Origin of the sequence: Vibrio sp. Scap24 (genome assembly GCF_013394185.1) — a bacterium.
Taxonomy (GTDB): Bacteria; Pseudomonadota; Gammaproteobacteria; order Enterobacterales; family Vibrionaceae; genus Vibrio; species Vibrio pomeroyi.
In genome coordinates this window covers 3392435-3404697 of record NZ_CP041332.1, presented here as the reverse complement: position 1 = coordinate 3404697, position 12263 = coordinate 3392435, and the positions used below count along the sequence as shown (strand labels likewise).

The 12263-nt window shown below is 43.4% G+C and carries 13 protein-coding genes and 1 pseudogene; 6 read left to right on the top strand and 8 right to left on the bottom strand.

All coding sequences use genetic code 11. The features are described from left to right. Window positions 1–4 precede the first annotated feature (4 nt). Genes FLM53_RS15220 through FLM53_RS15210 form a run of 3 tightly spaced genes read right to left on the bottom strand, consistent with a single transcriptional unit; the run spans window position 5 to window position 1636 of the window. Window positions 5–715: a molecular chaperone gene (locus tag FLM53_RS15220; protein WP_176681392.1), complete on the bottom strand. Its 711-nt coding sequence runs from the start codon at window positions 713–715 to the stop codon at window positions 5–7. Beyond that, a complete protein-coding gene (locus FLM53_RS15215) occupies window positions 712–1149 on the bottom strand; it encodes a DUF4402 domain-containing protein (RefSeq protein ID WP_102433211.1) in 438 nt (145 codons plus the stop codon). Before FLM53_RS15215 ends, FLM53_RS15220 begins: the two co-directional genes overlap by 4 nt. Window positions 1150–1201: 52 nt before the next feature. Beyond that, window positions 1202–1636 (bottom strand): DUF4402 domain-containing protein, encoded by a 435-nt coding sequence (locus FLM53_RS15210; RefSeq protein ID WP_176681393.1) that lies wholly within the window; start codon window positions 1634–1636, stop codon window positions 1202–1204. 910 nt (window positions 1637–2546) lie between these two features. Between FLM53_RS15210 and sbcB the strand changes: the two genes are divergently transcribed. The 5 genes from sbcB to purT all read left to right on the top strand — a co-directional run bounded on the left by sbcB (window position 2547) and on the right by purT (window position 7564). Continuing rightward, entirely contained in the window at window positions 2547–3971 is a 1425-nt protein-coding gene (gene sbcB / locus FLM53_RS15205) for an exodeoxyribonuclease I (RefSeq protein ID WP_176681394.1), read from the top strand. Between the two features lie 24 nt (window positions 3972–3995). Further along, on the top strand, window positions 3996–4367 hold the full coding sequence (locus FLM53_RS15200) for a CidA/LrgA family protein (RefSeq protein ID WP_017080643.1): 372 nt from the start codon (window positions 3996–3998) through the stop codon (window positions 4365–4367). A 2-nt stretch (window positions 4368–4369) separates the two neighbouring features. Continuing rightward, window positions 4370–5047 carry an LrgB family protein gene (locus tag FLM53_RS15195; RefSeq protein WP_017629975.1) on the top strand — a complete coding sequence of 226 codons (678 nt, stop codon included), beginning with the start codon at window positions 4370–4372 and terminating at the stop codon, window positions 5045–5047. A gap of 286 nt (window positions 5048–5333) precedes the next feature. Beyond that, window positions 5334–6221 carry a cytidine deaminase gene (gene cdd / locus FLM53_RS15190; RefSeq protein ID WP_176681395.1) on the top strand — a complete coding sequence of 296 codons (888 nt, stop codon included), beginning with the start codon at window positions 5334–5336 and terminating at the stop codon, window positions 6219–6221. Between the two features lie 167 nt (window positions 6222–6388). Further along, the gene (gene purT, locus FLM53_RS15185) at window positions 6389–7564 is read left to right on the top strand and encodes a formate-dependent phosphoribosylglycinamide formyltransferase (protein ID WP_176681396.1); all 1176 of its coding nucleotides are present in this window, start codon (window positions 6389–6391) and stop codon (window positions 7562–7564) included. A 114-nt stretch (window positions 7565–7678) separates the two neighbouring features. Here the strand turns inward: purT and FLM53_RS15180 are convergent, their stop codons facing one another. Continuing rightward, entirely contained in the window at window positions 7679–8332 is a 654-nt protein-coding gene (locus FLM53_RS15180) for a thiopurine S-methyltransferase (protein WP_176681397.1), read from the bottom strand. Window positions 8333–8655: 323 nt separating this feature from the next. On the opposite strand from FLM53_RS15180, the gene FLM53_RS15175 reads away from it, so the two are divergent. Further along, window positions 8656–9432 carry a RelA/SpoT domain-containing protein gene (locus FLM53_RS15175; protein ID WP_055318633.1) on the top strand — a complete coding sequence of 259 codons (777 nt, stop codon included), beginning with the start codon at window positions 8656–8658 and terminating at the stop codon, window positions 9430–9432. Window positions 9433–9563: 131 nt separating this feature from the next. Here FLM53_RS15175 and FLM53_RS15170 read toward each other — a convergent pair whose 3' ends face one another. From FLM53_RS15170 to FLM53_RS15155, 4 genes and pseudogenes are all read right to left on the bottom strand, one after another. Continuing rightward, window positions 9564–10088 (bottom strand): cytochrome c, encoded by a 525-nt coding sequence (locus FLM53_RS15170; RefSeq protein ID WP_176681398.1) that lies wholly within the window; start codon window positions 10086–10088, stop codon window positions 9564–9566. Continuing rightward, a complete protein-coding gene (locus FLM53_RS15165) occupies window positions 10085–10588 on the bottom strand; it encodes a cytochrome C (protein WP_176681399.1) in 504 nt (167 codons plus the stop codon). Before FLM53_RS15165 ends, FLM53_RS15170 begins: the two co-directional genes overlap by 4 nt. Further along, window positions 10588–11814, bottom strand: a pseudogene (locus FLM53_RS15160) (molybdopterin-dependent oxidoreductase). Before FLM53_RS15160 ends, FLM53_RS15165 begins: the two are co-directional and overlap by 1 nt. Then, a complete protein-coding gene (locus tag FLM53_RS15155; RefSeq protein WP_176681400.1) occupies window positions 11811–12116 on the bottom strand; it encodes a c-type cytochrome in 306 nt (101 codons plus the stop codon). Before FLM53_RS15155 ends, FLM53_RS15160 begins: the two are co-directional and overlap by 4 nt. Between the last annotated feature and the right edge of the window lie 147 nt (window positions 12117–12263).

Below are 12263 nucleotides of genomic sequence, written 5' to 3'. Positions count from 1 at the left end.
CAAGCTACAGAACACATTCGTACAAAGGCTGGTCGTTTTGCACCAATGAAATCTTTGAACCCTTCGGTAACGGTTTGGTTAACTCTGCATTGCGAAGTAACACCACCTTTTCGCTGTGTTCGTCGACATTCAATTTAGCGCTGAATTGGAAATTACCGTCATTCGTGATCTTGAGGTTCTGCTCATCACATTGAAACTTCACATCTTGTACCTGCTCACCTTTTTGTACGTAAACCGGTACATAACTGTTGATATGAAAGTTGAGTTGAAACGCTGAACCGTTGTTAGAACGAACCTTTCTGGATAAGTCTGGCGGGGAAGCTTCAGCAGCCTTCGCAATAGGTGAAAACCATAGGTAAGCTCGGTATTCACCATCTGGCATGTCGTCTGGCAATGCGTTCATGCGTAAGCGAACGGTGCGTCTTTGGTTGGGTTTCAATTCACGAATAATCGGTGGTGACACTTTAATCCAGTCGGCTATATTTTCAGACTCAGCGATGTTTGCGTCAGTACGAACTAATCCACTGGCCTTGACTGGTCGATAGATAGGTTTGATCTCCAATCGAATCGGTTCGTCCGAATTGTTCTCCACCACGATTTTTTCCGTCACAGAGGTATCAGCATCTAAGACAAAACGAGTTGGAGCGATTAGGAGTTGAGCAGAGGCTTGTGCCGTGAAAAGTAAGCCGAGAACACATGAGATAAACAACTTCATTTATAATTAACCTCAAAAGGAATTGTACTGGTATAAACGCCAGCGGGATGATTAGCGCCGATTTTCACTCTTGCACCAATGCACAGTAATTTGCTTCTTCCATTGCCTTTGATCTTGGCTCTGCCTCGCTTTGATAAGCCGCAACCAAAATAGAACTTTTTAATACGAAGACGTTTGGATTTACGAGAATGGTTGAGGTACTGCTTAGAGGGGAGCGAAACCACGATCTTTTTACCCGGTTCGCCTTCAACATAAAAGCGAACTACGTAAATCTGACTATTAGCCGGATTAGCATCAGCATTTTGCCCCGATCCAGAGATATACATACCCGGAAATTTCACCTCCATATTTTCAGGAATAATTTCCAGAGCATGAAACGGGCTTGAATAAAAAGTCAGACCGATATAAATCGCGTATTTGAATAGAAACTTCATCGTAAAAATGGCTGCTCTACAACAGCCATAATATTATACTGGTTTCATTTGATTACTGGTAAGTCACATCTACTGCAACGTTTGCAGTATAAGTACCAGCAACTAATGTTGCACTTGAAGTACGTGCAGTGCCGCCAATATTAAGATTCGCATTACCACCCGTTAGGGTTATAGCGCTATTAAAGTCGAATTCAGCCGCAATCGTATTTGCACCGTTAACTAAGTTAGTGTTAGAAATACTTACTGTTACTGCATCACCAGACTCTCCAGAAAGCGTAAACGCCGCAGCTCCCGCATCACCTTGAGCGATAACAACATCAGTTGTGTTATCTGAAGTGATGATACCGAAGTCCAAATCACTGGTTTTTGTCATTGTAATTGCTTGTTTTACTTCTAGTGTTGCATCAAAAGTGTCACTCACAGCGAAAACGTTCGCTGAAGAGATAGAAAGTGCAGATACCGCAACAACCTTAAAGACTTTGTTCATTTCTTTAATCCTTTATATAAATTCGGCTTTATTATTAGGGTTACCTAATAGTCAATCAGAGTTAACAATTAAGTAACAACAATCCTATTTAGAAAATATATATATTGACACTTATTTATAAAGAAATGAGGCGCAGTGAGAATAAGATCACGCAAATTGATATAAATAACACTAACAAAAATAGTGGTATTTAGGTGTTTTTATTAATTAGATATAAAACTGGTTTTACACTTAATCCCTTTAATTTTATACGTCATTATTTTTATAAAACCCGCTTTATTAAAATATCTGTAAAATAAACCAAAGTAACAACCAAGCATTTCATTTAAATTAATCACTATATAGATCACCGTGTTGCAATATAGTCTCAAAAATGAAACAAACCAGTATTAATGTTAAGTTGTAATAAAAGTGAAATAATAGATTTTCGTATTAAGAATTTTAAACCTAAGATTTAAACATGGGTTTAAAACATAGCCTTTAAACAGTATTAAAAATGAGACACGTAGATCTATCCAACTTAATTCCCCCTGCAATCATAAATACCCAATGACTCATCAAAACTAAGTGAATTATATTGCCGAAAGACGACTAATTTGGGGAGAGCATTAGACATTAGGATATGACGGTTTAAACGGTCGTCTGATAGCTTAAACATCTGCACCTTGATAGTGACCCTGACTCTCCACCACCGCCGCTCATGTAAACCGTAAACAGGTAGAACCGTTACGAAGAAATCGCCACAATTCGATTCAAAAGCTTCCTTGTCGACTCGATTGAATAGTAAAGCACCGTTTTCCGGCAATTTATTTGTGATCTGGGTTGCACGCGTACCGCATACTATCAGATACTGAACAAAACTAACCTTCAGCCACAGTAAACGTAATCCGCTTACTGTTCAGGAAATTCAATGAGTTCAGATAATCAGCCTACCTACTTCTTTTTCGATTACGAAACATGGGGCGTGAGCCCAGCGAAAGATCGTCCGAGTCAATTCGCAGGTGTTCGTACCGACCAAGATTTCAATGTTATCGGAGAGCCTTTAGTTATCTACTGCCAACCTCCTGCTGATTATCTTCCTGCACCTGAAGCTGCGCTAATCACTCGCATCACACCGCAAAAAGCCATGTCTCAAGGCCTACCTGAGCCTGAGTTTATCGCCAAGATTCATGCAGAGCTTGCAAAGCCAAACACCACAAGCCTTGGCTACAATAGCATTCGATTCGATGACGAAGTAACGCGATACACTTGTTATCGCAACTTCATAGACCCGTACGCATGGAGCTGGCAAAACGGTAACTCACGCTGGGATCTACTTGACGTGATGCGCGCCGTACACGCACTTCGCCCTGAAGGTATTGTTTGGCCAGAGAATGAAGAAGGTTACCCAAGTTTCAAACTGGAACACCTATCTGTGGCAAATGGCATTGAACACGAAAACGCGCACGACGCGATGGCCGATGTTATTGCGACTATCGAATTAGCGAAAAAGCTGAAAGCCGCACAACCTAAGATGTTTGATTACCTCTACAACATGCGCCACAAGCGCAAGTTGAACGAATTAGTCGACATCGTAAACATGACACCTCTTATGCACGTGTCAGGCATGTTTGGTCGTGATTGCAATTACACAAGCTGGATTGTTCCTATGGCTTGGCATCCGACCAACCAAAACGCCGTTATCGTGGTGGACTTAGCGAAAGATCCTAGCCCACTGCTTGAGTTAGATACCGACGAGCTAAGAGACAGACTCTATACCAAGCGTAGCGAGCTAAATGAAGATGAGTTGCCAGTGCCGATTAAACTGGTACAACTCAACAAGTGCCCTATTCTCGCACCAGCAAAAACACTCACGGCTGAAAACGCGGAAACGATCGGTATCGACCGTCAGCAGTGCTTAAAGAACCTTGCACTATTACGTGAACACCCAGAGATTCGTGAAAAGCTGATTGGCTTGTACTCACAAGAACGTGAATACGAAAAAAGTGATGATGTAGACACACACCTTTACGATGGCTTCTTCTCTCCAGCAGATAAGACCGCGATGAACATCATTCGTGAAACTGACCCGAACAACTTGGCTGCTTTGGACATCACTTTCAGTGACGAGCGTATTAAGCCGCTGTTGTTCCGTTACCGCGCTCGTCATTTCCCATGGACACTTGATGAAGCTGAGCAGCTGAAATGGGCGAACCATTGTCGTGAGTTTTACGAGAGTCGCTTAGAAGAGTACATGCTGAATCTAGAAAACCTCGCACATGAAAACGAAAGTGACGAGAAGAAAATGGCTATCTTGAAAGCGGTTTATCAATACGTAGAAAAGCTAGCTAGTTAATTCATTATCAAGAGATGTGACACTTTGAAAGAAAGATTGATCAAACTCGTTTACTGCTTAATCTCCTTCACCTTAATTATAGGTGCTCTCACTGCAGGCAACGCGTTACAACAATATCTAGAGACCTCAATTCCAGGCAGTATTTTTGGCATGTTGATTCTGTTTACTGCCATGGTGATAGGTATTGTTCCATCACACTGGGTACAACCCGGTGCCAGTCTGATTATTCGTTTGATGATCTTATTGTTCGTCCCAATCAGTGTTGGGTTAATGGATCACTTCGACATGCTTATTGCCAATGCATTGCCAATCATGGCCAGTGCCGTTGGCGGTACGCTCATCGTATTGGTGTCTTTATCATGGTTCTTAGACCGCTTGCTTTCGAGAGGTAAATAATCATGTGGATTCTACTGACCATCGTGGTGTTCCTGTTTGCTCGCTGGGTAAGCCAAAAAGTGAACTCACCCCTGTGTAACCCGTTATTGATCAGCATTGGCATCATTATTCCCATTCTGTTGTTCTTCAAAGTGCCTTTCGAGACTTACTACGCAGACAACACTTGGATTACTTACATGCTTCAACCAGCGGTTGTGGCTCTTGCTTACCCTCTTTACGAGCAGTTGCCTCAAATTCGAGCTAACTGGCGCATTATTACCTTTGCCTGCACGTTAGGCAGTGTGATGTCGATGACAACCACAGCAATCATTGCGGTAGCTTTTAAAGCCGACCTTAGCTTGATTGCGAGCCTGTTAGGCAAATCGGTGACGACGCCGATCGCGATGGAAGTATCGAGTCATTTAGGTGGTGAGGCAGCCATTGCGGCAATATTGGTTTTGATCGTAGGTCTGTTCGGGGCGATCTTTGCTTATCCTATCTATAATCTGATTGGTATTAAGAGCCCAATTGCCAGAGGTTTAACCATGGGTACGGTTTCTCACGCTTTGGGCACCGCGACCTGTGCGGAAAAGAACCAAGAAGACGCCGCATTCAGTTCGCTGGCTTTGGTGCTCTGTGGCGTTATCACCTCAATCATTGCGCCTAGTGTGTTTTCAGTTGTGATTTGGTTCTATTCTTAACCTAAACGATCACTACGCGATTCAGCCCAACCAGAATGCTGTTTATTACAGTGTCTGTTTGGGCTTTTTATTCGCATTTATTTAGCAATAGCAGTCAAGTCACGGTCTTTTACGTGCAATAAGTGCGATATCAGCTGTATAAATAGCTCTTGTAATCGATTTCAAGTGTGACCTCACTCTAATTATGTAAACCAATGTAACAACAACAATTCAATGGTGATCTTTATCACAGAAAATTCCTGAGTATTGCATAAACTTAAAGCCTAAGGTCAATTAAGGATTCAACATGAACAGTCGTATTACCCTGGCGCTGGAAAGTGCTCCATCATCAATGAAAGCGCTTTTGAGTGACATCGTATTAGCAGACAACTTTGACGCGACATTGTCTCCAGAACAATTTGCCAACCTACTACAAGTAAGTGGTTTAGCGGATGACGAACTACGTATTGCACTACTTCCTTTTGCCGCAGCGTATTCTTACGCTCCATTATCTGACTTTTATGTTGGTGCAATCGTGCGTGGTTTGTCTGGTACCTTGTATTTTGGTGCAAACCTTGAAATCGCTGGTGCGCAACTTGGCCAAACCGTACACGCTGAGCAATCTGCAATCAGCCATGCATGGATGAAAGGCGAGCAAGGCATCTCAGATATTACTATCAACTTCAGTCCTTGTGGTCACTGTCGTCAGTTTATGAATGAACTGACCACAGCGAAAGAGCTTAAAGTTCAGCTTCCACAACGCGATGAGATGTCACTACAAGAATACCTTCCAGACTCTTTCGGCCCTGCTGATTTAGGTGTGACGACTGGGCTAATGACTAAGCTTGATCATAAGTACACGACTGAAGAAACAACTCCTATTGTTGTAGAAGCACTAGCAGCACTTAACCGCAGCCATGCGCCTTACACCAAAAACCTAAGTGGTGTTTCACTACAGCTGACGTCGGGTGAGGTTTTCACCGGTGCTTACGCTGAAAACGCAGCATTCAACCCGAGCCTACCGCCTCTACAAGTGGCATTGATTCAACTCAAACTGGCGGGCTTCGACTTTGAACAAATTGAAAGCGCTGCTTTGGTTGAAATTGCTGAAGGTAGCATCAGTCACCTGGCGGATACGCAATCTACATTAGAAGCGATTAATCCCGACATTCCAGTGACTTACTCAGCAATCTAAGTACATCTGGTTAACAAAAATTTAAATAAGCAGCCCTATTTAACGGGGCTGCTTTTTTTATACTTGTAATTAACGCCGCAAGTTGCGCAAACGTTTGCTTTTGTCATTTAAATAAGTATGATCACCCCGTTTTCAATCAATCGTTCAAAAGATCGGAAGGAATTTCTATGTTTGGTACTGCTACTCGTGAAAATGCTACTCGTGTACTTCTATTAGGTTCAGGTGAACTCGGAAAAGAAGTTGCTATCGAGTGCCAACGTTTAGGTTTAGAAGTTATTGCTTGTGACCGTTATGCAGACGCGCCAGCAATGCAAGTTGCGCACCGTAGCCATGTATTAGACATGTTAGATGGTGATGCACTTCAAGCTATCATTGAGCTAGAAAAACCAGATTATGTGGTTCCTGAAATTGAAGCTATTGCCACTAGCAAGTTAGTTGAACTTGAAGCACAAGGCTTGAATGTCGTTCCAACGGCTAATGCAACCAAACTAACGATGAACCGCGAAGGTATTCGCCGTTTAGCAGCTGAAGAGTTGAAACTAAGCACTTCACCTTACCGCTTTGCAGACACCTTTGAAGATTTTGCCGCTGCTGTTGAATTCGTGGGTATGCCTTGCGTTGTTAAACCAGTAATGAGTTCTTCAGGCAAAGGCCAAAGCGTTATCAAAACTGTAGAAGACATCCAGAAATCTTGGGACTACGCACAAGAAGGCGGTCGTACTGGCGCGGGTCGTGTGATCGTCGAAGGCTTCATCGACTTTGATTACGAAATCACACTGCTTACCGTTCGAGCAGTCGACGGTGTTCATTTCTGTGCGCCAATCGGTCACCGCCAAGAAGACGGTGATTACCGTGAATCATGGCAGCCACAAATCATGTCAGACAACGCACTGAAAGCGGCGCAATACACGGCAGAGCAAGTGGTTAACGCACTAGGAGGTCACGGCATCTTTGGTGTTGAACTGTTCGTTAAAGGCGACCACGTGATCTTCAATGAAGTATCCCCTCGCCCACACGATACTGGCTTAGTGACTCTGATGTCTCAAGAATCATCGGAATTTGCACTACACGTACGCGCATTTACGGGTATGCCGATCAAATCAATTGCTCAGTATGGCCCTTGTGCCTCTGCGGTAATCCTTGGTCAAGGCACATCAACGAATATCCGCTTTGAAGGCCTTGCAGAAGCGCTAGACGCACCACAAACGCAGGTTCGTCTGTTTGGTAAGCCTGACATTGATGGTCGCCGTCGTCTTGGTGTGGCGCTAACTCGTCGTAATAGCACAGAAACAGCAATTGAAGATGCCATTGAAAGCGCTTCAAAAGTAAAAGTGATTTACTAACCCGCTATTCAATTCTGAACAATCGCGAGTTCAAATCTGAACAATAAAAAAGACGGGCTATCGAGCCCGTCTTTTTGTTGGTGTTATCTGTTGGCTTAACTAAGCAGACTGAACTTAAGCGTCTGACTCAATCAAATACACTTCTTCACAGAAGCGAGACAAACCTTTCTTCGCAATCTTAGGATGTTCCTCGTCTGCGATGTCCTGATTCAACAATGTGATCTTATAACCTTCGAACAACTGATCAATTTCTAGCTTAGGCACGCTAAACGGAGGCCCAGCCATTTCGCTTTGGTCATAATCCAGCGTCACCAGAAGGATCTTACCGCCCGGTTTCAGTAGTTGTTTCAAACGCTCGACATACTGCACTCGCATCTCTTCAGGCAATGCCACTAAAGAAGCGCGGTCATAAATAATGTCAACAGGCTGAATAGGCGCTGTGAAGTAGTCACCCGTGTAAACACTCAGTTCATCGAATTGGTAAAGCTCATGCTGACCATTAATTTGAGTCACAGTCGGCGTGTAAAAATGCTCTGAGAAAAATGCGCGTACCGCGATCTGGCTAAGCTCAACCCCTTGAACCTCTTCATGCTTAGACGCTAACCAAATCAGATCTTCGCTTTTGCCACAAAGTGGGACAAACACACTCTTTTCGTAGTTAGGGTCGGTTTTTTTCCAAAATTCAATCAGAAGTGGGTTTACATCTTCAAGGTGGAAACCAATTTGGTTGGCTGCCCATTTATTGTGCCAAAATTCAGGATTATTCATCTTTCGTTCATGTTAAACAGTCATAATGCAAGGGTACAGTATAGAGAGGTAAGAGCAACCTTAGCTTGGTTTAAAGTTCCAAATTGGTTTCAATAAAATCAGAAACTGGCCGAGTTCAAAGTTCTTAAAATTCGGGAACAAACGCTTGAATTATTTGTCTATATGTTCACATTTTAAAGCAATATTAAACGTTAGAGTTGGTTTCTGCCTTAGCTAGCCCCATTTAATATGTAGTGAGTTTAGTTAAGCTGCTTTTACTCTTATGCGTTACTGGTTACCCCTTTTGACTACCCGTTTTTGTAACCTTGTATTTTGGAGTTTGAATGAGTGTATTTCTCCGTACGACGGCCCTAATGCTTCTAGTATTGAGCCGAGCGCCTGCATTCGCAGCAGCACCTGTTTCAACGAGTTCAACTGATCAATCGCGCACTCCAGCGCAAAACCAAGTTTCATCAAACGTATTCCGCCATAGCCTAAGCGGTCTATATGGCATTAAAGCATTCGACTCACGTCCGACTCAGCCTTATACCGATTTCGACATCCTTTACAGCAAAGCTCACCAAGCACAAGCTGAGCTAGAAACTATCTGTAAAAGTACTGCCCTACTAACCAATTCAGAAGCCCTGTTCGCAGGTGTTAAATCTCAAGCTCGTGCAGAAGAGAAAATTGACCTTGAGCTTGATGGCGATGTAACAAGAATTACTGACCTAGCGCGTGCAACGATTATCGCAAACGACGTAGAAAGCTTGGTTGAAGTGTATGAATCACTAAGCCGTGAAGCGGACGTTGTGAAATTGAAAAACAAGTTTAAGTCACCTGCTGATTCTGGCTACCGTGACCTTAACCTGTTAGTTCGTTTGCCTAAAACCAACATCATTGCTGAAGTTCAACTTCACTTGAAAGCGATTGCTGATGTGAAAAGTGGTCCAGAGCACGAACTATACGAAATCATCCAAGGCATTGAGCGTCACGCAATTGCAGAAAAACGTCCAATCAACGACATCGAAGCGGCGCAAATCAATAGCCTAAGACGCCAATCTTTAGAGCTATACCAACAAGCATGGCAGCCGTACATTACAACGCACATTAAAGCGGCTTAACCACTGGCTGAGTGCTTATCATAAACAAAAACGACAAAGGGCTGCATAATCGCAGCCCTTTCTTTTATCTACTGTTTGGCTTATAAAACCTCGTAGAAAGCAACTTAACTAAAGCCTCGAGAGAGTCCCATCTAATGGTGATAATACTCTTTAGTGCGGTTGTATAAATCCAATGGCTTCAACGTGCCATAGAATGCGGCTACGTCTTGTAAGTCTTCATCCGAAAGATGTTTGACCACCGACTGCATATACAAATCTTGTCGTTCATCGTTTTTAAAATCACGGAGCTGCTTAAGTATATACCCAGCTTTCTGACCTTTGATGTTTGGATAAGATTGTACGAAAGGAATAATTTTATCGCCATGACACTGGCTACATAGGTTCTGAACCAACTTTTCACCAGAAGCTAAGCTAGGCATGTGATCCTTAGCAGTGGCCTTGTTATCAACAAGACTTTCAACCTCGGTTTTAGCTTCCGAATTAAGCTTTACCGATGGTTCTGACTCTATGCCTAATGATTCGACGCGTGAGGCAACTTTGTCTTCAGTGTTCGGTTGTTCGTCGGTGCACGCCGACAACGACAAAATCACTGCAGCAGCGGCTATCGCAACAACTCCACGAACAAAAGAAGTTCGCTTTAATTGATTGATGATCATTGACCCTCTCCTGGCATAGGTGGCATCAATGCGCTATCAATAGGCTTACGACGATACTTATTCATATCGATGCCTTTATCCTGATAATAGGTACTTAGGTAATCCAGTACCGGATCCCAAGTATCAGACAGATCCCACAGACCTTGAGTGTCTACCATCCATTGAATGGTTTCACGCCATTGCTCCCTGTTACCACTGTTCTGAGCAACGATTAAGCTGGTATGACAGGCGTTACATTGCCCTTTCACTGTCTCCCAACCGGGCGCCATAATCAGACCCGATGCTTTATCTACGCCATAGTACTCTTTCGGATTCTCTGGAATGTCTCCAGCATGAACAAGCATCGATGTTAACAAACTGCACACCAACGCCGCTCTGATTATCCCTTTACGGTAACTGCGCTTACTGACCCGGTTTGAGTCTGCGTGAAATGAGTAGCCATCAATCAAATTGGTAAGTTTAGAACTACCATCAATAGGCTTATTAGAAATAGAAGGCATCACGACACTCTTACTGCGATACGGTGGCAACCATTAAACAGGTAACCTTTGGGGTTCCACTGCGGTTGCACCACAGGTTGACTATCACCTTCACTGTCGGTCGCCTTCGCCCAGATCTCATAATAACCTGTCATAGGAAGGTCTAGATCCGCTTCCCATTGTTGCCATGCGCCCTTGTTTACTGGCTTATTCAACTTTGCATCATGCCAAGTAGTACCGTAGTCGTAACTCACTTGCAGCTTCTCAACGGTTCTTAACCCTGCCCATGCATGGCCACTAACTTTGATCTTCTTACCGAGAGCAAACTCTGTCCCGCTTTTGGGAGAAGTAATCAGCGATTTCACAATCATTTCTTCTATGATTCGGAAATCTTTGTTGTCCACTTTCTCCCCCGGGGCAATTGGGTTCTTAGGTACTTGATAAGCAGGAGCTGCCATCTTATGACCATCATGGATCTTGTTACGGATACTAATGCCTGTTGTACATTTCTGAGAAACAGAAGCCGGTCGGCCACCAAATACAGTTCGTAGCGGATAACCATGGAGATAAGGGATCGGCTCACCATTCATCTCCCATGCAATCAATGCGTTATCGTTCATCGCAGCTGCAATAGGAACACCCCGCGAAATCGCCTCACCTTTACCACTCAAATGTTTATCAAAGCCATGATTACCAACATAAACTGCATCATCTTTGATACCACAATCTTTAAGCACATCGCTCAACAATACACCGGTCCACTGTGAACAATAGACACCAGCATTGTTCCATTGATTACCTTTGGTGCTTGGATAAAAATTGTTACGGCTGTTACCGCCACACTCAAGAACCAAGCTCTGGGTATGGTGCTTAAACTTAGATTTGAGCTCGGCTATCGTATAGGTTTTACTCTGTTTTACCGATTCACCTTTCACTTCGAAGGTCTAAGTATCAGGGTCCATCTCCGTAAAGTCTGGCATCAAGCCATTCCAACGAACAAAAGGAACATCTGCAGGTGTCACAGCAGGCGCAAGCATACTTTCTGGCGGATACGCATTCAAAGGGTTGGTATTTAAAACGGTGTAGTAATCCGGTAGATCTTCTGCTTTTGCCCACGTTAATGCATTGATATCCAGTGCAGCTAACCCTTCAGGGCGATTCGCGGCAAATACCCACGATACTGGCAATGCAGATACTGCGGTTACTGAAAGCGCGGCTTTAAGGAACTGTCTTCTATCTAAACTCATTGCGGTGACCCTGTGTTATTCAGTTGGTAAAAGTAATTAGCTAACTTCTTGATGTCTTCTTCTGACAATAGTTGCGCGACTTTAGACATCGTTTTGTCCTCACGTTTACCACTTTTAAAGTCAGACAGTTGCTCAGTAAGGTAGACTTGGTTTTGCCATTTAAGGTTTGGGATAGAGGGAAATGAGGTATCGTTGTTACCGCCATGACAAGCAATGCACATATTGGCGAGTTGCTGGTACTCCGCTGCCGAGGCGACAGTCGATAAAAAGAGTAACATCAAAGCTAAAGCGGACTTACGCAAAGCTTCTCCTTAGATTTAGATCAACAAAATAGATTAACTGACTGCTTATTGGTCGCATTACAGCAAATAACTCGGCGGATTTAAATTCAATTAGACTTAACCTCCGTTCAATTTCACTGAACAGATTTAGAAAACAAATAAGACAAT